The organism is Robertmurraya korlensis (assembly GCF_023715225.1).
In the GTDB taxonomy this organism is placed as follows: Bacteria; Bacillota; Bacilli; order Bacillales; family Cytobacillaceae; genus Robertmurraya_A.
The window spans coordinates 103,723-125,388 of record NZ_JAMBNS010000002.1 but is presented as its reverse complement, the minus strand read 5'-3'; the positions used below and the strand labels follow the sequence as shown (position 1 = coordinate 125,388).

General features: G+C 38.1%; 18 protein-coding genes and 1 tRNA gene. 15 read left to right on the top strand and 4 right to left on the bottom strand.

Annotated features, from left to right (window positions below):
* Positions 1-102 precede the first annotated feature (102 nt).
* From tkt to M3175_RS05035, 3 genes are all read left to right on the top strand, one after another.
* Positions 103-2,103, top strand: coding sequence for a transketolase (tkt, locus tag M3175_RS05045; protein WP_251515541.1), 2,001 nt, complete (start codon positions 103-105; stop codon positions 2,101-2,103).
* A gap of 170 nt (positions 2,104-2,273) precedes the next feature.
* The gene (gene sirA, locus M3175_RS05040) at positions 2,274-2,711 is read left to right on the top strand and encodes a sporulation inhibitor of replication protein SirA (RefSeq protein ID WP_251515539.1); all 438 of its coding nucleotides are present in this window, start codon (positions 2,274-2,276) and stop codon (positions 2,709-2,711) included.
* Between the two features lie 87 nt (positions 2,712-2,798).
* Positions 2,799-3,014, top strand: coding sequence for a YneF family protein (locus M3175_RS05035; protein WP_119707634.1), 216 nt, complete (start codon positions 2,799-2,801; stop codon positions 3,012-3,014).
* A gap of 100 nt (positions 3,015-3,114) precedes the next feature.
* On the opposite strand, the gene M3175_RS05030 is transcribed toward M3175_RS05035, so the two are convergent.
* The gene (locus M3175_RS05030; RefSeq protein WP_285852180.1) at positions 3,115-3,447 is read right to left on the bottom strand and encodes a hypothetical protein; all 333 of its coding nucleotides are present in this window, start codon (positions 3,445-3,447) and stop codon (positions 3,115-3,117) included.
* Positions 3,448-3,575: 128 nt separating this feature from the next.
* Here M3175_RS05030 and M3175_RS05025 point away from each other — a divergent pair, with 128 nt between their 5' ends.
* The 3 genes from M3175_RS05025 (at position 3,576) to M3175_RS05015 (ending at position 7,408) form a co-directional block, all read left to right on the top strand.
* Positions 3,576-3,743: a hypothetical protein gene (locus M3175_RS05025; RefSeq protein WP_251515537.1), complete on the top strand. Its 168-nt coding sequence runs from the start codon at positions 3,576-3,578 to the stop codon at positions 3,741-3,743.
* Positions 3,744-3,865: 122 nt separating this feature from the next.
* Positions 3,866-5,614, top strand: a complete 1,749-nt coding sequence (locus M3175_RS05020; RefSeq protein WP_251515536.1) for an ABC transporter transmembrane domain-containing protein — start codon at positions 3,866-3,868, stop codon at positions 5,612-5,614.
* A 3-nt stretch (positions 5,615-5,617) separates the two neighbouring features.
* Entirely contained in the window at positions 5,618-7,408 is a 1,791-nt protein-coding gene (locus M3175_RS05015; RefSeq protein ID WP_251515535.1) for an ABC transporter ATP-binding protein, read from the top strand.
* Between the two features lie 38 nt (positions 7,409-7,446).
* Here M3175_RS05015 and M3175_RS05010 read toward each other — a convergent pair whose 3' ends face one another.
* Positions 7,447-7,617 (bottom strand): aspartyl-phosphate phosphatase Spo0E family protein, encoded by a 171-nt coding sequence (locus tag M3175_RS05010; protein WP_119707638.1) that lies wholly within the window; start codon positions 7,615-7,617, stop codon positions 7,447-7,449.
* A gap of 278 nt (positions 7,618-7,895) precedes the next feature.
* On the opposite strand from M3175_RS05010, the gene M3175_RS05005 reads away from it, so the two are divergent.
* The 3 genes from M3175_RS05005 to M3175_RS04995 all read left to right on the top strand — a co-directional run bounded on the left by M3175_RS05005 (position 7,896) and on the right by M3175_RS04995 (position 9,733).
* Positions 7,896-8,603, top strand: coding sequence for a cytochrome c biogenesis CcdA family protein (locus tag M3175_RS05005; RefSeq protein WP_251515534.1), 708 nt, complete (start codon positions 7,896-7,898; stop codon positions 8,601-8,603).
* Between the two features lie 173 nt (positions 8,604-8,776).
* A complete protein-coding gene (locus M3175_RS05000) occupies positions 8,777-9,136 on the top strand; it encodes a response regulator (protein ID WP_251515533.1) in 360 nt (119 codons plus the stop codon).
* A gap of 123 nt (positions 9,137-9,259) precedes the next feature.
* The gene (locus tag M3175_RS04995) at positions 9,260-9,733 is read left to right on the top strand and encodes a CcdC family protein (protein ID WP_251515531.1); all 474 of its coding nucleotides are present in this window, start codon (positions 9,260-9,262) and stop codon (positions 9,731-9,733) included.
* 264 nt (positions 9,734-9,997) lie between these two features.
* On the opposite strand, the gene M3175_RS04990 is transcribed toward M3175_RS04995, so the two are convergent.
* The gene (locus M3175_RS04990; RefSeq protein WP_119707641.1) at positions 9,998-10,423 is read right to left on the bottom strand and encodes a DUF2621 domain-containing protein; all 426 of its coding nucleotides are present in this window, start codon (positions 10,421-10,423) and stop codon (positions 9,998-10,000) included.
* 109 nt (positions 10,424-10,532) lie between these two features.
* Here M3175_RS04990 and M3175_RS04985 point away from each other — a divergent pair, with 109 nt between their 5' ends.
* The 6 genes from M3175_RS04985 (at position 10,533) to M3175_RS04960 (ending at position 20,183) form a co-directional block, all read left to right on the top strand.
* Positions 10,533-11,333: a P-loop NTPase family protein gene (locus M3175_RS04985; RefSeq protein WP_251515529.1), complete on the top strand. Its 801-nt coding sequence runs from the start codon at positions 10,533-10,535 to the stop codon at positions 11,331-11,333.
* A gap of 124 nt (positions 11,334-11,457) precedes the next feature.
* Positions 11,458-11,554 (top strand) — tRNA-Sec (locus M3175_RS04980).
* An 857-nt stretch (positions 11,555-12,411) separates the two neighbouring features.
* Positions 12,412-13,485, top strand: coding sequence for a Wadjet anti-phage system protein JetD domain-containing protein (locus M3175_RS25045; protein ID WP_251515527.1), 1,074 nt, complete (start codon positions 12,412-12,414; stop codon positions 13,483-13,485).
* Positions 13,476-14,990, top strand: a complete 1,515-nt coding sequence (locus tag M3175_RS04970) for a hypothetical protein (protein WP_251516255.1) — start codon at positions 13,476-13,478, stop codon at positions 14,988-14,990. The genes M3175_RS25045 and M3175_RS04970 overlap by 10 nt, the downstream gene beginning before the upstream one ends.
* Positions 14,987-15,733, top strand: coding sequence for a DUF6063 family protein (locus M3175_RS04965; protein ID WP_251515525.1), 747 nt, complete (start codon positions 14,987-14,989; stop codon positions 15,731-15,733). Before M3175_RS04970 ends, M3175_RS04965 begins: the two co-directional genes overlap by 4 nt.
* A complete protein-coding gene (locus M3175_RS04960; RefSeq protein WP_251515523.1) occupies positions 15,711-20,183 on the top strand; it encodes a hypothetical protein in 4,473 nt (1,490 codons plus the stop codon). Before M3175_RS04965 ends, M3175_RS04960 begins: the two co-directional genes overlap by 23 nt.
* A 104-nt stretch (positions 20,184-20,287) precedes the next feature.
* Here the strand turns inward: M3175_RS04960 and M3175_RS04955 are convergent, their stop codons facing one another.
* Positions 20,288-21,649 carry a PFL family protein gene (locus tag M3175_RS04955; RefSeq protein ID WP_251515522.1) on the bottom strand — a complete coding sequence of 454 codons (1,362 nt, stop codon included), beginning with the start codon at positions 21,647-21,649 and terminating at the stop codon, positions 20,288-20,290.
* Between the last annotated feature and the right edge of the window lie 17 nt (positions 21,650-21,666).

Genomic DNA, 21,666 nt, shown 5'->3' with positions numbered 1-21,666 from the left:
TTTTTTCAAAATTTATTTAGGCAATCTGTTGTATAAATAATAGAGCAGATATAATATTAAAAAGTGGGATTGTTGAGATAAAGAATAGGAAGGGTTGAAAAAATGTTTGAACAAAATGATGTACTAGCAATTAACGCAATACGTACTTTATCAATTGATGCAATTGAAAAAGCAAATTCCGGACATCCAGGTATGCCGATGGGTGCTGCCCCAATGGCTTATACTCTATGGTCACGCTTTATGAATCATAACCCTAAAAACCCAGAGTGGTTTAACCGTGATCGTTTTGTTTTATCTGCAGGGCATGGTTCTGCATTGCTGTATAGTCTTCTTCACTTATCAGGCTATGACGTAACAATGGATGATCTTAAGGGCTTCCGTCAATGGGGAAGTAAAACTCCTGGTCACCCTGAATTTGGACATACTCCAGGGATAGATGCAACCACTGGGCCACTTGGACAAGGGATTGCAATGGCAGTAGGTATGGCAATGGCTGAAAGACATTTAGCAGCTACTTATAACAAAGGCAACTACAATGTAGTGGATCATTATACATATAGTATTTGTGGTGACGGTGACTTAATGGAAGGTGTCTCTGCAGAAGCCGCTTCACTTGCAGGACACTTAAAACTTGGTCGCTTAGTTGTATTGTACGATTCAAATGATATCTCTCTTGATGGTGACTTAGACCGTTCATTCTCTGAAAGTGTAGCAAAACGCTTTGATTCATATGGATGGCAATACCTTCGTGTAGAGGATGGAAATAATCTTGAGGAAATTGCAAAAGCAATTGAAGAAGCTCAAGGTGATCAAAATCGTCCTACACTAATTGAAGTAAAAACAGTAATCGGATACGGTTCACCAAACAAATCAGGTAAATCAGATGTTCATGGTGCCCCACTTGGAGCTGATGAATTAAAGCTAACGAAAGAAGCTTACCAATGGACATTTGAAGAAGATTTCCATGTTCCTGCAGAAGTTTATGACACATTCAATAAATACATTGTGGAAACGGGTGCAAAGAAAGAAAATGAGTGGAACGACCTGTTCGCTTCTTATAAAAACGAATATCCTGAGCTTGCTCAACAGTTAACATCTGCTATTAACGGAGAGCTTCCAGAAGGTTGGGACAAGGATCTTCCTGTATATCCTGAAGGAAAAGCACTTGCTAGCCGTGCATCATCAGGTGAAGCACTAAATGCTATCGCTAAGAACACTCCTTCGTTTATCGGGGGTTCTGCTGACCTAGCTGGTTCTAACAAAACAATGATTAAAGGTGTAGGCGATTTTACACCTGAATCGTTTGAAGGTAAGAACATTTGGTTTGGAGTTCGTGAATTTGCGATGGGTGCTGCGTTAAATGGTATGGCTCTGCATGGTGGAGTAAAGGTATTTGGAGGAACATTCTTCGTATTCTCTGACTACTTACGTCCAGCTATCAGATTAGCTGCATTAATGGGTCTTCCTGTAACGTATGTATTCACTCATGACTCAATTGCAGTTGGGGAGGATGGACCAACGCATGAACCAGTTGAACAGCTTGCTGCATTACGTGCAATGCCAAACTTAGGTGTTATTCGTCCGGCGGATGGTAATGAAACAGCTGCAGCGTGGAAGCTTGCACTTGAATCAACGGATCTTCCAACAGCTTTAGTGTTAACAAGACAAGACTTACCAACCATTAAAGATACGGATAAAAATGCTTACGAAGGCGTTAAGAAAGGTGCATACGTAATTTCTCCAGCATCTAAGGAACAAGCAGATGTATTATTACTAGCTGCTGGTTCAGAGGTAGGTTTAGCTGTTGAAGCGCAAAAAGCACTTGATGCAGAAGGAATTTCAGCTTCGGTAGTAAGTATGCCTTCGTGGGATCGCTTTGAAAAGCAATCTCGTGAATATAAGCAAAGTGTTATTCCTCCAACTGTTAAGAAGCGCTTAGCTATCGAAATGGGTTCATCTCTAGGATGGCATCGTTATGCAGGTGATGAAGGGGAAGTATTAGGAATTGATACATTCGGTGCTTCTGCTCCTGGTGAAAAAATCATGGCAGAATACGGATTTACAGTAGAAAATGTAGTTGCTAGAGTTAAGGCTCTATTATAAGTGTTAAAAGGTTGTTCTATTAAGTAGAACAGCCTTTTTATCTTGCTCCAAGACCTACGACTTTTTCCGACAAAAATAGTGGAAGTTTTTGACGACGTAAGACAAACGTTCTATTTCTACTTCTTTATAATAGAGAGAAATAACATTTGGTCAGACGAGGAGGAAGCTTGGTGAGAACATATCAGTTGTATTTAATCGATGATGAATTTGCCTCTCATTATTTTGGTAGAGAAAAGATGTTCTTTGATCTGTTTGCTGAGTATAACGAATCCTTCGGTGAACTAAAAAATATATTAAAAAAACAAATTCAGTTTATTACGAAGCCTCTTTCCACACTTCGCCTTCAACAATATATTCTTCAACAACTAGGGAAAAATCAGGATTTTGAACACAAACAGGGGATATACTATATTCAAAATGGAAACGTAAGCTCTGCGAAGCTAGAGATATTTGAAAAGCATATTACTCTACATGCTTTCGGTAGCTATGAGGCAGAGACGCTTTTCTTTGAAGTTCTACGTAAAAGTGAAAGCTCCTTTTTGGCAATTGACCTTGTACATGAGCGTTACGGGTGGCTCAGACCAATTAAAGAGAGAAAGTTGATTTAAAATAGGAGAAATTGCACAGCAAATATTGTATAATAACATTTGGTTTAGTACACTGTATGATAGACAACATGAAGGAGGAAGTTTAGTATGTGGACGCATATTCTAGTAGGCGTACTTGCTTTAGCAGCAGGTGTTGCACTAGGTTTTTTCATTGCTCGCCGTTACATGATGAGCTACTTAAAGAAAAACCCACCAATCAATGAACAAATGCTAAAAATGATGATGATGCAAATGGGAATGAAACCATCTCAGAAGAAAATCAATCAAATGATGTCAGCAATGAACAAGCAAACGGGCAAGTAATTTGTCACGGACAAGCCCTGTACATAGGCTTATGGTTTGATTGACTCCATCCCGAATAAAGACCACCTTTTCTGCTAAACTTAACAGAAAAGGTGTTTTTTTATTCTGCTAAATCTTTTTCCTTTTTTCTTCTTTTCCTTATCGGAGGTTCTTTATAAGTTAAGCTGTGAACTTCAGTTCTTATAATGTTCCTAAGAAATTGCTCTAAGAAGGGATAGACTCTACCTGTATAGTCCTCTAATGATTTACATTCATAATGAGCAGGCAGGTAGACACTATATGTACATGTAACCTCATAAGCGGGTCTATTGTTTTGATCAGCTACTTCTCTGTAGCTATGTATTTTAATGACATTATGGTTCTTTCGAATAGAAAAACGATGATTTAAATCGTAAGTTAAAAACGTGACGTATCCAATTGCATTAACCACCAAATCACACTCACCCTGAAAATATTATCTTATTTATTATACAGGACAATGCTATTTCGTTCATCTCTATCCTAATTATTGATAAGTAAGATGGGAAATGTCCATTCTATAGAGGAGGAGGTGGTGGGAAAATGGTACGCATTCATAACCCGGTTAAAGGGGACAAAAGTAAGTTAGGTGCAGACAACCAGAAGCATGGTGGAACAATGGAAGAAGTCGACCAATTTTCAAATGCCATTTACCAGGCAGTTCATCCAGGTAAAGGCAATGAGGATAAAAACAATAATAGTACACAATAAAAACGCCATCATGGCGTTTTTATTGTGTCATTCGACTTCCTAACTATCTTCCTTATTTTCACAACATTTGGTAAACTATTCTAGTTAGAGGAATTGTTTTTTAGGGGTGGGGGTTGTGTGAAATGAAAGTTTTTTTGGATTTGATGTGGTTTTTTAAGCAGGAGAAAAAAGCGTATATTACTGGGGTTCTTCTGTTGTTAATTGTAGCGTTTTTGCAGCTTGTTCCTCCAAAAGTGATTGGGCTTGTAGTCGATCATATTGAGCAAGGGTCCTTAACAATGAAGATGTTAGGTACATATTTGCTCCTACTAGTAGGGGTGGCACTAATGATGTACATACTAAGGTATTATTGGAGAATTATGATCTTTGGTTCAGCGGTTAAGCTCTCGATGCAGTTGAGAAATCGATTGTTTCATCATTTTACTTCAATGTCACAATCCTTCTACCAAAGAAGAAGAACGGGAGATTTAATGGCACATGCGACCAATGATATACAAGCGATACAGCAGACGGCTGGTGTAGGGGTGCTTACCTTCGTCGATTCCCTTTCTACAGGCGGCTTTGTCATTCTTGCGATGGCTTTTACTATCAGCTGGAAGCTTACATTAATTAGCTTGATTCCAATGCCGTTTATGGCCGTTTTAACTAGTTGGTACGGAACGTTACTACACAAGCGTTTTCACCTAGCACAGGAAGCCTTTTCATCGTTAAACGATAAAACACAGGAAAGTATCACAGGAATAAAAGTGATAAAAACCTTTGGTCAGGAAAAAGAAGATATAGAAGATTTTCGAAAACAATCCAATGACGTAGTGGATAAGAATATTTCCGTTGCTCGGGTGGACTCCTTGTTTGATCCGACGATTTCTATTATTGTAGGGATTTCATTTTTCCTTTCTCTCACATTTGGTGCAAGATACGTTATTAATGGTGAGTTAACGATCGGACAGTTGGTTTCATTTACGACGTACTTAGGCTTATTAATTTGGCCCATGCTTGCCTTTGGGTGGTTGTTTAATATTGTTGAAAGAGGAAGAGCCTCTTATGATCGTGTTATCGCATTATTAAATGAAAAAGCAGATATTGTGAATGAAGAAGCAGCGTTAAATGCGACTCCAAGCGGAGATATTCAATATGAGATCCAGCAATTTACCTATCCCAACGAAGCGGAGCCCATCCTTCAAGATATTCATTTTGAATTGAAAAGGGGACAGACACTCGGAATTGTAGGGAAGACTGGGGCTGGGAAAACGACGTTATTAAAATTATTGATTAGAGAATATGATGTCACCAATGGGCAAATTACATTTGGTGGAAATCAAATTACACGATATGAAATTGACAAATTAAGAGAAGCGGTTGGCTATGTTCCACAAGATCATTTCCTATTTTCTGCTACAATCGGTGAAAATATCTCTTTCGCAAAGCCTCTATGTGATAAGGAAGAGATACAAGCGGCAGCGAAGATAGCTAATATTCATAATGATATTACCCAGTTCACAGATGGGTATGATACGGTAGTCGGAGAACGAGGCGTTTCGTTATCTGGTGGGCAAAAACAGCGTATTTCTATTGCTCGTGCTCTTTTATTAAATCCGGAAGTGCTCATTCTAGATGACTCTCTTTCCGCGGTCGATGCTAAAACCGAAGAGGCGATTTTAACATCACTAAAAGAAAACCGAGAGGGGAAAACAACAATTATTACCTCTCACCGACTAAGTGCCATTCAGCATGCCGACCTTATTATAGTCATTGATAATGGACAGATCGCGCAATCGGGTACACATGATACGTTAATGGATCAAGAGGGATGGTACAAAGAAATGTACCTAAGGCAACAGCTGGAAGATCTTGTGGAGCATGGAGGATAAATGATGGAAAATCAGCAATTATCAGAAGGGAAACAACAGTGGAAAGTATTAGTTCGGCTCCTAGCCTATGCGAAGCCTCACACGAAAACGATAGGGTTGGCTTTTTGTCTCCTCATTCTTACAACCGTTGGTGATATACTTGGCCCCATTTTAGTCAAAGTATTTATAGATGATTACTTAAAGCCTAGAAATCTTTCGTTTGAACCGTTATTCATGCTAGGTACCGCGTATTTAGGTATTCAAATATTAAACGTTATTATCTCCTATTTTCAGCTCTTAAAATTCCAAGAAATTGCCTTAAAAATTATTCAAGAGATTCGTATTGATGTCTTCTCAAAGGTTCAATCACTTGGATTGAAATTTTTCGACAAAACACCTGCTGGAAGCATTGTATCAAGAGTGACGAATGATACCGAAGCGATTAAAGATATGTTTGTGACGGTATTAGTAACGTTTATCCAAAGCGGGTTCCTCATTACGGGTATTTTTATCGCAATGTTTATTTTGGATGTTAAACTAGCATTGTTTTGTTTAGTTATTCTTCCAGTGATTTTTTTCATAATGAGCTTGTACAGAAAACTAAGCTCAAAATTTTACCATGATATGAGGGAGCGCCTTAGCCAGCTGAACGCCAAGCTTAGTGAATCGATTCAAGGTATGGGAATTATTCAAGTTTTTCGTCAGGAAAAAAGAATGCGTGAAGAATTTGGAGTGACCAATGAGAAGCATTATACTGCCGGTATGAGGAATATAAAAGTAGATGGTTTGCTTTTGCGTCCTGCAATTGACCTTGTATATGTTGGAGCCTTGATTATCGTTCTCAGCTATTTTGGTGTTTCGTCATTTGAAAGTCCTATCCAAATCGGAGTGTTGTATGCGTTTGTTAACTATCTAGATCGATTCTTTGAGCCGGTGAACAATATGATGATGCGTTTATCTTTATACCAACAAGCGATTGTCGCAGCTTCTAGGGTATTCAACGTTCTTGATGAACAGGAGGTATCACCTTCACAAAAAGAAACAGCTAATAAGATTCAAGAAGGCGAAATAGAATTTCGTGATGTCAGTTTTTCATATGATGGGAAAAGAGATGTATTAAAAAATATCTCCTTCACTGCCAAACCAGGTGAAACCGTCGCCCTGGTTGGTCACACCGGAAGTGGCAAAAGCTCGATTATTAATTTAATGATGAGATTTTATGAATTCGAAAGTGGAGAAATTTTAGTGGATGGGCATTCCATTAAAGAATATCCCGAAAAAGAACTGCGGAAAAAATTAGGGCTGGTTCTTCAAGATCCTTTCTTGTTTTTTGGAACCGTCGCAGATAATATTCGCTTGCATAATGAGAAGATGAGCATGGAAGAGGTAGAAGCAGCTGCGAAGTTTGTTCAAGCACATCCATTTATTGAGAAGCTTGAGGGAGGATACGAGCATCAAATGGTGGAAAGAGGGTCTACGCTATCAAGTGGTCAACGCCAACTGATTGCCTTTGCTCGGACGGTAGCAGCTAGTCCAAAAATATTAATTTTGGACGAAGCAACGGCCAATATTGATACGGAGACAGAAGAAGCGATTCAAGAGGCACTTGCACGAATGAGAAAAGGTCGAACAACGATTGCCATTGCTCACCGATTGTCGACCATTCAAGATGCTGAACTGATTTTAGTATTGCATCAAGGGGAAATCGTCGAGAGGGGTAGTCATCAGGAACTGCTATCACTAAGAGGCTTGTACTATAAGATGTATCTTCTACAAAATAATTTAGCCGATAGAATAGAGGATGTTGTCAGCTAAAAAATAAACAGCTTGAGTGCTTTCAGCTCAAGCTGTTTTTAATAGGTGGGCACCTTCTTTAAAAAGATACGGTTATATTCATTTAATAGATTGTCCAATTCCTGACTGTAATGAAGGGCAGTAGAAGAATTCAGTCCACTGATCATAGCGATCTCGATTAGCTCAGCTCGTTTCTTTTCAATGAGTGCTAAAAATTCCTGTTTTGACAATTCTGTTTAGTCCCTTCCAAATAATATCCAAAATCTTTCGTGAAACTATATACATAGTATACCCAAGAAATAGGAGAATTTCAAAAGAAAAAAACTAGAAAAAGACAATTTTGTTTGGTAATTAACATTTTTTCAGGGTTCTTACATACAGATATACGGAGTGAGGAGCTTGCCTAATTTTTGTTTGCTGTCACAGAATGTTCAAATTCTAATTGTTATCTTTTCTATTTATCTTTTGATAGAATAAACAAGAATGATTTTTTTAGGAGTGGTTACATTTGACCGATGTAAACGTATTTATTGCACTTGGAGCCGGCTTTTTGAGCTTTATTTCTCCTTGCTGTCTTCCTTTATATCCTGCCTTCCTGTCGTATATTACTGGTATGTCAGTAGGAGAATTAAAGACGGATAATGCCATGCTACAAAGACGCAGCTTATTACATACTTTGTTTTTCTTAGTTGGATTTTCCATTATCTTTATTGCAATCGGCTTTGGAAGCTCCTTTATTGGTGAAATTTTTGCTGGCTACCAGGATCTTATTCGTCAATTAGGCGCCATTGTGATCGTCTTTTTTGGTTTCGTGATCGTTGGTATTCTGAAACCGGAATCCTTGATGAGGGAGAAAAGATATGAATTTAAACACCGGCCTTCTGGATATTTTGGTTCGGTTTTAATAGGAATTGCTTTTGCAGCAGGCTGGACCCCTTGTACTGGTCCCATCTTAATGTCAGTAATTGCTTTGGCTGCGACTAATCCTGGTTCGGGTATGGTATACATGATTGCTTATATACTTGGATTTGCCATTCCATTTTTTATCCTATCTTTCTTTATTGGAAAATTACAATGGATTAAGCGCCACAATGTTTTGATAATGAAAATAGGTGGTTATATTATGATAGTAATGGGAATCGTCCTATTTTTTGATTGGATGACAAAGATTATTATCATTTTTACCAATATGTTTGGTGGGTTTACAGGCTTTTGATTTAGAATTCTTTCTGTTATAATTAAATAGGAAAATAGTCTTAAAGAATTGCGAGAATTCTGTCGATAATAGTCGAAATATTCTTTTTGTCATTGATTGTAAATTTCGTTATATTTAAATATGTGTTTGATTAAGAGATAAGATTCTGTTGCAGTGTTGAGGGGGTACCAGCGATGGCAAAAATATTAATCGTAGATGATGCAAAATTTATGAGAATGACCCTTTCAGACATTCTAATTCGAAATAACCACGAGATCGTGGGAGAGGCCGAAAATGGCAGAGAAGCAATCGCTCTTTATCATGAGCTACAACCAGATTTGGTTACGATGGACATTACAATGCCTGAGATGAGTGGCCTAGATGCCATGAAAGAAATTAGACTGAACAACCCGCAAGCAAAGGTCATTATGTGTTCTGCTATGGGCCAACAGCGTATGGTCGTAGAAGCAATCGAAGCCGGTGCTAAAGACTTCATTGTAAAGCCCTTTGATGAAGGAAGGGTAATTGAAGCTGTAAATCGTGTATTAAGCTAAATATAATAGATGCTGACTAGTCGTTGATAGTCAGCATTCTTTATTTTAAAAAAAACGTTCTTTTATTGCGAGCGTATACGATATAATGATAGGGAAAATATTTTTAGATTGGGATGAAAGATTATGAACAACATGGTTGTTGTTTCATCAATAGGCGCGATTGGTATGGCAATGCTGGCCATGTTCGTCCGAATGAAGGCGGCCAAAAAGCCAGCAACGGCAAAAAAAATCATACTACCTCCATTATTTATGAGTACAGGGGCACTAATGTTTGTGGTTCCGATGTTTCGAGTGACATATTTAGAATTGTTTGAAGCGATGGCGGTTGGATTAGTCTTTTCTATTTTGTTAATAAAAACTTCTAAGTTTGAAATACGTGATAAGGAAATATACTTACAACGCTCACGTGCATTTGTGTTTATTTTGTTCGGGCTCCTTGTGTTACGGATCATTCTAAAGCTACTATTAAGCTCTACGATTGATTATGGGGAACTCAGTGGAATGTTCTTTATATTAGCTTTTTCCATGATCCTTCCGTGGAGAATTGCTATGTATCTTCAATTTAGAAGATTCCAGGAAAAACTGACAAAATCATGAGATTACGAACGCCAAATCGTGATGGATTTGGCGTTATTTATAAAAGGCTGTTTTCGCAAGATTGTTGTTAAAATCTAAAAGCCGATTTTAACGAGGAAATAGCTATTTTGCGCATAAGAATTCAGTTTGCAGGCTCTTTTCTTATTAAACTCATCCTATTTTCTGCTGAATTGTAGCTCAATTTTAAAATTAGGTTCCATAAGCAACAAAGTTTAAGAAAAGAGCTTTATAAAATAGAAGACCGCTTTATGTAAAAGCAGTCCTTTAAAATAGGTGTTGATATGGAGCCATGTCTATTTTGTTTTCAGCAAGCTTCTTTTTCAAAAATTTATGGTCGCGTTTTGGTGTTGCTAAAATATATCCTCGAATCACGAGCTCTTCAGTAATCGAAGGACGTTTTTCTTCCACGGCTAGCTCACCGATTTTTCCAGCGATTTTTTGCCGAGCCACATCGCGAAAAAGTTCTGGCACAGGGCTCACAAGGTCTTCAAGAAGATCCTTCTCAGGCTGTTGCCAAAGATCACGAGTCTCATTCACAAAGTGCTCCTCCCAATCGAGGACAGACTTGCCGTCTTCAAGAGGCATTCTTTTTAAAAATTTACGAAACATAAAAAATCCACCGATTGCAAACGAACCGACTAGTATTAACACCCAAAAAATAATAAATATTGAAAACCATCCACTTAACATAAGCTCACCTACAAAACATTATTAATACTATTATTATAGCCAAACTTTTAGCAGGGAGACAAGACGAACGTTTTGAAAGCGATTTAAAAAGTGGGAGAAGGAGAACAGTATGGCGAAATTATTTATATTTGAAGGAGTCCCAGGCTCAGGAAAAACAACCAGTGCCAAATGGTTAGCAACTAGATTAGGAGAAAATGCAAAATTATATTTAGAGGGAGATCCCCAGCATCCGGCTGATTATGAGTCTATCGCTTGTCTAACGGAAAAGCAATTTGATGAGGTTGAACAAGAATGTCCTAGGGTTCGGGGGATGGCCATTCAAAAAGGCGAGAGATATTATATTTCATATGGTAGTTTGTATGAAAAAGATCCAGAGTTATTTGAGCGACTGAAACCTTTTGATGTGTATGAGCTTCCAGTAGAAGAGTACATAGAGGTTGCTTTGGAAAAGTGGAAGGAGTTTGTTCAACAAGCAAAATCAGGAACCCATGAGTATATACTAGAGTGTTGCTATCTACAAAATCCTTTTACGTTTTTACTAGCAAAACATAATTGTTCAAAAGAAGTTATTTTCAATTACTTAAATATGGTAACCCAAGTCATTATGGAGCTCGATCCAGTCATCGTATATTTTGAACAGGATAATATAGCAGAGAACTTGGAGAAAATCAGGCAGGAACGTCCTGTGGAATGGTTTGATTTTATCACCTGGTATTACACAGGTCAGGAGTATGGGAAAGAAAGGGGACTGTCAGGGGTAAGTGGAGTGCTTTATTTCTTGGAAGAGAGAAAAGAGTTGGAGAAGGAGTTTCTTCATGAGGCTTCGGCAAGGTCAATCATGATAAACAATACAAATGCTGACTGGGAGAGAATCCACCACCACATTGCTGCTGAGTTAAAATTAAAATGAAAGTAGTTTTATAGAAACTTAGCAAGGATTTCCTACTTGAAAAACTTCGCTAAGTACGCCATAATAGAATCCGTGTCGAAAACTTGAACTTCTTGGACAAGGATTCGAGCACGGTTCTTTTTATGGGGCTGATTGGGGTACTGGTGTCCTCCACGGTCTTCAAAACCGCTTGTGTCCTGCGTGCCAGGATAGCTGGGTTCGATTCCCAGGCAGTCCCGCCAATTATTTTAGTGTTATCAACGGTTTGAACAGTTTTTTGATTGTGAATTGTATCCGGATAAGTTTAAGATCTAACTAGTATTTTTTTTGCCAATTTCATAGTCAAAGTGTGACCATCTGGTTGTACTAGTGTATCATAATGAAGCCGATGTCTTGATATAAGAAATCGGCTTCTTTTGTTAGCAATATCCACACCGATAGCAACAGTTTAAAGTAGGGATGTTTAATCTTCTGCATTCTTGAACACATGGATCATCCTCAGGTAAAAAACCATAGGAAAAAGAATATGGATAACTCCCATAATGATATGGCTGTGTATTATAAAATGATGCAGGTGCGTATGTTGTTGGCGTTAAGTAAGTATTGTACGAGTAATAATTACCACTCGAAGGATTCATACGACATATTTCTTCACATTCAAATCTCTGCCCGCCCATTAAAATGCAGTTCCATACACATTCCTCAGATGGTTGACGATAATACAAAAACAATCACTCCCTATTTCAATCTTAGTTTTCCCGATATTATATTTGTCTGGATATTTTTAGGTGATTGTCCAACTGTAATTGGGGCGTTGTCTTCCAAGTTTGGATAAACAATGTCATACCTCCAACTCATACCTCATCAGAGCATAACTAGTATAGTAAAAATAAGTAGCGTAAAAAGATTTATAGGAAGATTTATTCGACCGCACAGTGTGTTCCACTCGTGCGTTTTTTTCGATAAGAAATAAAATTTATAAAGGTTCCTTATTTTTTACCCAAACAATTCACTTACAAACAACAGACCAACTAGTTTATAATAAAAGGATGTCCAAATAGGATAGAAGTAGGGGTTTGACACGAAGTAGAGTAAGTAGGTGAACACAATAGATATCATTGAAACACGGGTGAGAGGATTTATAGGAGATATTCAACACCCTAAACAGAAAAAGAAGATTAATATTAACGATTTGGAGCTTCAATTGCGTAAGCTGATGGATGATTATTTTGATATGGATGGCTATTCGTTGTTCTATCGGTCCATTGAACTTTTGCAAGCGGAAGGACAATTGATTCCTATACAAAATAATCAATACAATGGAAGAACACCGGCACTACCCTTATCTTACTGGGTAAATATGAAAGTTCATTCTACCAAGTGGGATCGTTTGGGGATGATGAAATTAAGTGATCAATTTGATTTTTCTTATTATGAACGTCATCCTGAATGGCAAACGGTAGAGGAATGGAATCGAATTCAGAATGTTTATAACTTTTTCCAAAGCCATCAGGAACGGGACATTGTTTCAGTTGAAGAAAGAAGCTTGGAGCTGTTTGGTCATGAAAAATTTTTACTAGATGGTGATAGTTTCCCTGAGGGAAAAGGCTTTTTAACTAGAATTGGAGTTTCAGAAGAGGAACTGAAGATGGTGAGCTACGGGGAGCCTTTTGTCTTTTGGATGAAACAAGGAAAAGAAATAAAAGATATTCAAAGGGTACTTATTGTTGAGAATCTATCTTTTTTTCATACATCTATTAAATTATTGGAGGCCAATGTACTAGATTATGAACCGGAACTAATTATCTATGGGGAAGGAACAAAAATTGAACGTAGTTTTTCCTTTTTCTTTCGCATGTTTCCCCTAAAATCTTATCTTTTCTATTATGCAGGAGATCTAGATGCCTCAGGTTATGGAATCTTGGTTCGGCTTATTGAAAAGTATCCGGAATGTTGTATTCAGCCTGCCTTAAAGATTTATCGGAAAATGCTTGAATGTATTGGCCAAAGAAATGACCAGAAATCTGGTCAAATGCAAAATGCGAAGTATCGCGATTCGTTTTTCCAATGGTTTACTGAGGAAGAACAAGCATCATTGTTAGAATTATGGCAGGAAAATAAGCGGATTCCACAAGAAGTGTTAACAATTGAAACATGGAGGAGATGGATGTGAACGAATCATGGGAAGGCTTTGCCCAGCGAATGCAGCGATTAAATCCTCTATTTGAGCTTGGAAGAGGAATGGAAGTGGGGGAGTTGAAACCTCATATCCAAACCATCCTCATGCAAGTGCTCCTCACCATTTTTTATAGAGAACTAAATGATGATGACCATAGAAGCAAATCAGATATCAAGTATATGGTTGAAGATTCGATTAAACAAATGAGACTTTTAGCAGACGACAAGCAGATTGAACGAATCACGAGTGGGCTTTTATATCAGGGGAAAGAAGAGTATAGTAGACCTTTTGAAGCGTTGTATTACGATGAAATAAGGCAAGCCTGGGAAACGCAAACTTTCCGATATGTCACGATGGATGAATTATATACGAATCTCGAAATTGGCGGCTCGATTGTTTATAAATTAACAGATGTCGCTCAGGAAATGATTTTTATGAGCCGAGAAATGGCTGAGGAATTCTCGATAACGATTGAACAGCTCTATAGTATGCAGTTGATTAAAAACGGTAATTTTAGAAAAGCTACTCGAAACCTCGATCACCTCATTTCACGAGTAAACCGCTTAATGGCAAATGAATTCACCTTCCAAAAGGAAATGATCAACAATCCCAAAATTTTATTGGTTGAAGAGGAAAGACAAAGAGCAGACAATCGTGTGGAAATAGAAAAGCAATTTGAAGAGGAAAAAAATCACTTCCGTACGATTACTAGTATGATAGAAAAAACGAAACGTAGAAATGAAGAAGATGATTATATTCAGAAAGAATTAATTCTTCTTCAAGAGAAAATAGGTCATACAAGGCAATTGCATGATCGTTTTGCGAAGCTCGTTATTCAAAATATATCGTATGAACTGAAATTAAAAGCAGAAAATCCTTCATTGTTCTGGGAAAAAAGCATGGTTTCCTTTCGCGAACATGTGTATGAAAATTGGTTATTTAAAGAAGGCGTTCAGGATTTTAAGGCTATTGAAAATGTAATTTCTTCCATTTTTTCACCGAGGAATGAGTTTATATTGCCTCTTGATTGGATTTGGGGAGAACAAGAATTCGATGAGCAACAATTATCAGATGTTGAAGTAGTAGAAGAAGCAGAAGAAAACGAAACTCGTCCACGAGTGACGAACTGGGATTCGGTGATTAAAGCTTGGAGTTATGTTTTTCAACTTTTACAAACAAACAGAGAGTTTTCATTATCCGATCTCGCAACCTTCCCATTAGAAGTGCAGGATTTGTGGTTTGAGGAAGGTGAAACGATTGATTTATGGATGATGTTTGATAAAAAGCCTTTAAAAGTTCAAGTTTTGCACCGGAAGGAAGAAACTCTGAGCGATGAGCGAGAAATTCTTCTGCACAAATTAATGATTGAATATCCACAATTTCAAGTGTTTGAAGGGTTGAAGATTTTTACTATGTTTGATCCTCGAGCGGAGCCTTTTGTGTGGTATCAAACGAAAATCACCCCTTTTAAAATTTGTATTGAGGAGGAGAAACGATGAATGCAGAAACGATCAAAAAGGCGTCAGCGGTCTATTTTACATTATTAAAAGATAAAGTCATCGACGAAAATAGTGAACACTTTCAAACCTTTTTCGATCCCGAAGTCAGACAGACGGTTTTATTATTAGCAGACGAATCAGGTACGTATATCATTGAATCACCCAAACGCATCCATTTAGTCGTTCAGCCAACTGGCTCGGTGTTTGCAACGAATTTCACGCATATGAAAGAAAAGCATCGCCAAATCGAAACGAAAAAACATTTTCACCTGATCAGCGTAATCATCATGTCTTTCTTAGCATCCATAGACCGCAACCAGGCGGCAAAAATCCGAACGAAACGGGAGGGCATTAGCTACTATGCCTTGGAACGGTACGTGAATGACTTGATGATGAATTGGGAGAAGATTCTTAAAGCGAAACCGAATTTCGGAGAAGAAGAACGACTGGATATGAAGGAAATGGTGACCACATGGAAATACATGGAGGTCGATACCGAGGATTATGGGTTGAAAAAAGGAAATAAAAGAACGAGAATCGGATTAATTGCCAGCGCTATGCGGTTATTAGAGACAGAAGGGTTAATCGTCATTCTTGATCGAGATGATATTCCAAAAGTAATTCCAAAACAAGAGCTTTTTGAGCGTATTGAATACTTGTATCACGATTATGATCGATACGAAGTATTAAAAAAATTAATGACAACTGAGGAGAATGAGCATGCCGAAAATCCATCGAATTAGAATTGTTGGCCTGAAGTATGATGGCATGCAAAAGCAATATAAAGATACAACCTTTAACTTCCATAATGAAGAAACGTCAACCAATGGGCTGATCGCTATGATGAATGGGGGCGGAAAAGGTGTGTTTTTGCAAACGGTCTTCCAAATTCTCAAACCTGGAACGGCTTGGGGAAAACAAAACAATCGTTATTATCAGCAATTTTTCTTTAATAATAAAGAACAGTTTGTTCCTTATACCTTTCATGTTCTCATTCAATGGGAATTAGACGGTGCTGATCGCAGACATCTAATCACTGGAGGAATGTTCTCTGCAGAACAGAGGATCTCGATGAGTGAAGAAGGTGGAAATGAAAGTAAATCTTTAGAACAGGAAGCGAAGATTCTCCCTAATATTACATTTTACACGAGAGAATTTGAACGGAAAGAAGAGGCAGCCGTTGAGCATATTCCACTGTATGAAAATGATGAGGTTGCTGACAGTGAAAGCTTAAAGGATTATCTGAAATGGAATGGATATGACGTTTATAAAGATATGAAGAAGCACTATCGTATCCTTGATACATACGGAATTAACCGTAAAGATTGGGACATTATGAAGGATATCAACAAGGATGAAGGTGGAGTAGGAAAATACTTTGAGGGAGCCGAAGATGATCATTCTCTTTTCCAAAAACGAATTATTCCTACCGTTAGTCAGGTCTTACATCGAACGGAACACCAAAAGAATGATCTGGTTGAAATTTTTAAGAGTCAGGCCAGTATTGCAAAAGATCTGCCTGTACTTTTAAAAAGAGAACAAGCCCATAAAGAATTTTTAGAAGATATTGTTCCCTTTGAAGAGCATTTAGCTAAAGGGGTCGAACATAAAGAAATTGTTCAGGAAAGTATCAAGGTAGGAAGACAACTTCTCGGTGCATTAGAACATCTGAAGCAATCAGAAACGGAAATGTTGCTTACTTTAGAAAAAGATAGAGAGAAATTAGCACTCAAACAAGAAGATCTACGCTATCAAAAAGATAATTTGGAGTATGCAAAAGCTCATCGTGAGGTAATGGCGTGGGATAAGAAATTAGTAGAAGAAAGAAAAAAACACGCTTCCTCTCAAGAAATAGTGAAAGAGAAACAGGAACGAAAAGAACAGCTCGTCTTTCAGTTATTATTGAAAGAGTGGAGTGAGAACGAACAAACGATTCGCTCTCTGTCGCAGCAGATTGCCATATTAGAACAAAACAGTGGCTTAGAGCAAGTAAATCAAAGAATGGATGAAATCAAAAAAGAAGTAGCACAACAATGGGAGCATTCCTATCTAGCCATACAAGAAGGTGTTAGGCAATACTTAGGATATCAGAAGTTCTTAAAGAAAAAAGAAACGGAGCTCATGCAACAGGATAAGCAGAAGACGAAAGAAATAGCTCAAATTAGTACGGAAATGGATTTTCTTTATACACAAATACATGCGTTTGAATCAAAAGATGCGGCACTCATCAAAGAGTTTGGTGATCGCATAACGTATGACTTAAAGGGCATGATCGAGTCTTTCACTAAACAAATTGAGGACAAAAACACTACCTTAGAAGAGATACAAGCAATAGATAAAGAATCTAGTGCAAAGCAAAATTCACTAGCCTCTTCACATGGTACGCTCGTCCAATCCATTCAGTTTTCAGAAGAAAAGTGTACGGAATTAAAGGTAGCAAATGTTGAACAAGAGCAAAGAGAATCAAAGCTATTAGATAAGCTTCATGGTTTATTGGATGATGTGACTGCACCGTTTACTCACTCTCTTTTATCAAAGTATTCGTTACAGATAGAAGAACTTCTGGTGGGTAACAAACAGCAAGGGGAGCAAATTAAAAAAGAACTTTGGGAAACGCAGCTCGATCATTCCTTAAATGATGAGGGCTTCTGGATTGCAAATAAAGATGTAAAAGAATTAAAAGAATGGATCGACGAGAAAACAGGTATTGATGTGTTTTACGGTACTCAGTTTCTTCAATCATTGCGTGCAGAAGAGATGGCGAACTATTGCTTAACGTATCCGCTCCTTCCATACGGTTTAGTTGTAAGTCAGCATCAGTGGAAAAAAATTAATCAGCAGGTTCTATCAGGAAGAATGTTTAAAAGTCCGGTTCCGATTTTTATGCGTGAGGAAATGAACAGTGATAATCAACAATCATCTTTTGTCATCATTAACGGAACTGAGAAAGAGCTGTTATCTGATAAAAATCAATTTACCCACTGGAAAATAAGTATGGCTAAACAAATAGAAGAAAAGAAAGATACGCTTATTGAGGTTGAAAAAACAGAAAACTCCTTGCGCCGTATGTTAAAAGAAATCGATCGGTTCCTATCGGGTCAGTTATCTACTGATATCGAAAAGGCTCTAAATCAGGAACAAAACGCTCTTCTTACAAAGAAAACGAATTTACAGGAAATCACCATACAGCAAGAAAAGGAAAAGGAATTACAGCTTCAGTTAAAAGAGCAATTGGAACATACAAAGCGAAAAATAGAAAAGCTTACAAAAGATGTGGAAACATTAGCGGAGTTTGAAAAAGAAAAAATCCTTCATCAAGAAAATAAACGGGTGAAAGAGGAAAAACAGAAACTAAAAGAATCCTTAGTCGTTCAGCAGCAAGAATTAAGCAAAGAGCACCAACAGATTGTAGAGCTGCAAACCAAGTGGAATCATACGTACGTTGAATGGAAGCTGACAACCGAACAAAATATTAAGGAGATTAGCTTCTTTATGGAAGGCGCGGCTTTTCCTCCTGATGAAAAAGTAGACCAAAGTGAAGAAGTTCCGAGCCTATCCACTCATTTATTAGAAGAGATAAATGGAAGAATGGAAGAGTTGAAACAGCTTCAAAAATCAAAAGAAGAACAAGCTAGAGAATTACTAGTTATTCAAGCAAAGAAAGATACTGAACAAAAGCAGCAGACAAAATTAGAGAAAAAACTCAAAGCAGCCAATGAGGAGTGGGAAAAAGCCTCTGAACCTAATGAACCGATAAGTATATTAGAAAACATACTGCAAACAGCACAGAAAGAAGCGAAGGCTGCGGAAAAGGAAGAACGTGAACAAGGAACGGCTGTAACAGTGGCTGAAACATCCTTGCAGCATGCGACTGAACAACGTGAAAAGACTGGAAAAAAGATAGCTAAGCATGAAAGGCAGCCTGAAGAATGGGAAGACCTTGACTTGGAAGTGAAGGAAGTAGAAATAAAAGACCAAACGAAGATAACGAAGGATGAAGTAAAGAAGACGGAAAAACGTCAGAAAGAAACAGAAACCAATATTGCGAGTTATGAAGGGGACTTGTTAACTCTATCAGTGGTTTTAAAGGAAGATGCAGCAGCATTTACCGATCATGACCTAGAAAAAGTAAAAACTCAAGGGAAAGCGTGCATCTTATCTTGGTGTGAAGAACATCAAGAGATTCTTGAAGAAGGACAGGAAAAGCATGCAAAAATCGAGCAATCCTTGCGTAATTTAAAGCTTGCAATAGAAGGAAAAGATTGGGAGATTCGTTTTAAGAATGAAGTGCTTACGACATTAGAGCATATGGATACAAGGCATTACTCGCATATTCAAAGCATTGTGAAAAATATGAAGCGTTTCTCAGAAAGTGGCTTGGAACAATTAGAAAGAGACAAAGAAAGGGCAGAAAAGGCTCAAAACTTCTGGGCTAGCCGAGCTAGTATGAAAGTGATGAGTATTTCAGAAGCCATTCGTTCCATGATTGCGAAAATGAAGTTGAAAAATGAACGAGGATCTTTCCCTCTTGTCCAATTAAAAGAAGACATCTTGCCTAAAAAGGCGGAAGATATTGAACCGTTACTAAAGCAACACTTTGTATCTGCCATAAATAAAATTACAAAGCAATTTGATATGATTGATGATCATAATCGATTATTAGATCAGGAAATTAAACAGCTTATTAGTGACGAGCAAATTTTGTTTGTATCATTGAGAAATCGATATCCTGAACTACTTGTCTATAATATGAGAACGGATAATGCCTTTATGTATGGGAAACCGCAAAGAGAGCATTACTCCACTTGGCAGACGATTAACCAAGGTTCTAAGACAAAATCGGATGGCAGCGGTGGACAAAAGCTTTCAGCCCGTATGGTAATGATGATGATGCTATTATCAGTTAAAAGCGAAACCGATCAAAGCTGGGTTCCTTTAGTTTGTGATAATCCGTTTGGACAAGCTGCATCCACTCATGTCCTTGACCCGATCTTTGCTGTTGCCGATAAGTTAAAGTTTCAATTCATCGTCGTCACACCGCCCGAACTGGTGAAAACAGAAATCAGCCAACGATTTGACGCCTACTATAAATTGGACTTCATTCGTGAAAAAGGAAAAGAAATAGTCTCCGATACCATCGTTCCTGCGTATCGGATATTCCAAGGAGAAGAAGTCGGTTCAATAGGAACATAATGAAAAAATCCACCTTCAATATATGAAGGTGGGATTTTTTTTCTACTAGAGAATCTCGACGTATGGAAAATTTGAAAAAACTGTTATTTTCCTAATTCTAAAAATTAATTAATCAGTGCTTGTAACGGTGCGGGAATTCTTCCGCCTCGATTAATCATATTTTGTGAGCTGAATGGATTTACCCCCATAACCGGTGCTCTCCCAAGAAGTCCTCCAAATTCAACCATTTCTCCTTCTTGTTTTCCAGGTACAGGGATGACCCTTACTGCGGTTGTTTTTTTATTAATCATTCCGATGGCCGCTTCATCTGCAATCATTGCGGATAGAGTAGCAGGGGTAACATCTCCTGTAATGGCAATCATATCAAGTCCAACTGAACAGACGCATGTCATTGCTTCAAGCTTTGATAAACTTAAAGCACCGTCGATAATTCCTCGAATCATTCCATTATCTTCACTGACGGGGATAAAAGCTCCGCTTAATCCACCAACATAAGAACTGGCCATCGCTCCACCTTTTTTTACTGCATCATTCATGAGGGCCAAGGCTGCGATCGTTCCATGAGTACCCACGCGCTCAAGACCTATTTCCTCTAAGATTTCTGCTACACTATCATTAATGGCGTTGGTAGGAGCCAAAGAGAGGTCCATAATTCCAAACGGAATATCGAGACGCTTGGCTACCACTCTACCAATAAGCTCACCTGCTCGTGTAATTTTAAACGCTGTTTTTTTAATAATATCAGACACTTCTCCAAGATCAGCTTGTGGGTGTTTTTTTAATGCGTTCAATACGACACCAGGACCGCTAACGCCAACGTTAATAACCGCTTCGCCTTCTCCAGCTCCATGAAAAGCTCCTGCCATAAAAGGGTTATCTTCTACCGGATTACAAAATACGACCAGCTTAGCACAAGCGATTCCATTTTGATCCTTTGTCCGCTCGGCCGCTTCTTTGATAACATATCCTAACTGTCTAACCGCATCCATATTGATACCGGTGCGAGTAGTGGCCACTGAAACTGAGGAGCAAACACGCTCTGTAACACTAAGAGCTTCTGGCAAAGCTTTAAGTAGGGTCTCATCACCTTTAGAAAATCCTTTGTGAACCAGGGCAGAGAATCCTCCGATAAAATCTACACCCAATTGCTTTGCTGCAAGATCAAGAGTTTTTGCAAGTTCCACCGTTTGTTCCACGGTTGCACTTCCTAGGATTTCAGCAATCGGGGTAATAGAAATACGCTTATTAATAATAGGAACGCCAAATTCTTTTTCTGTTTCCTCTGCAACTTTCGTTAAATCTTTAGCGAGAGTAGTAATTTTATGGAATACATTTTGCTGCATTTTATCAAAATGGGAATCCGCACAATCACGGAGACTGATTCCCATTGTTACGGTTCGGATATCAAGGTTTTCCATTTGAACCATTCGTATGGTCTGAAGGATTTCATCCATTGCAATTGTCATATTCAGTCACCACCTAA

Coding starts and splice junctions, on each gene's coding strand:
- M3175_RS04990 (WP_119707641.1), bottom strand. CDS start 10,423: ATGTTAAGTGGATGGTTTTCAATATTTATTATTTTTTGGGTGTTAATA.
- M3175_RS04985 (WP_251515529.1), top strand. CDS start 10,533: ATGGCGAAATTATTTATATTTGAAGGAGTCCCAGGCTCAGGAAAAACA.
- M3175_RS05015 (WP_251515535.1), top strand. CDS start 5,618: ATGGAAAATCAGCAATTATCAGAAGGGAAACAACAGTGGAAAGTATTA.
- M3175_RS05000 (WP_251515533.1), top strand. CDS start 8,777: ATGGCAAAAATATTAATCGTAGATGATGCAAAATTTATGAGAATGACC.
- M3175_RS05020 (WP_251515536.1), top strand. CDS start 3,866: ATGAAAGTTTTTTTGGATTTGATGTGGTTTTTTAAGCAGGAGAAAAAA.
- M3175_RS04965 (WP_251515525.1), top strand. CDS start 14,987: ATGAATGCAGAAACGATCAAAAAGGCGTCAGCGGTCTATTTTACATTA.
- M3175_RS04955 (WP_251515522.1), bottom strand. CDS start 21,649: ATGACAATTGCAATGGATGAAATCCTTCAGACCATACGAATGGTTCAA.
- M3175_RS05025 (WP_251515537.1), top strand. CDS start 3,576: ATGGTACGCATTCATAACCCGGTTAAAGGGGACAAAAGTAAGTTAGGT.
- M3175_RS05035 (WP_119707634.1), top strand. CDS start 2,799: ATGTGGACGCATATTCTAGTAGGCGTACTTGCTTTAGCAGCAGGTGTT.
- M3175_RS04995 (WP_251515531.1), top strand. CDS start 9,260: ATGAACAACATGGTTGTTGTTTCATCAATAGGCGCGATTGGTATGGCA.
- tkt (WP_251515541.1), top strand. CDS start 103: ATGTTTGAACAAAATGATGTACTAGCAATTAACGCAATACGTACTTTA.
- M3175_RS04960 (WP_251515523.1), top strand. CDS start 15,711: ATGCCGAAAATCCATCGAATTAGAATTGTTGGCCTGAAGTATGATGGC.
- M3175_RS04970 (WP_251516255.1), top strand. CDS start 13,476: ATGGATGTGAACGAATCATGGGAAGGCTTTGCCCAGCGAATGCAGCGA.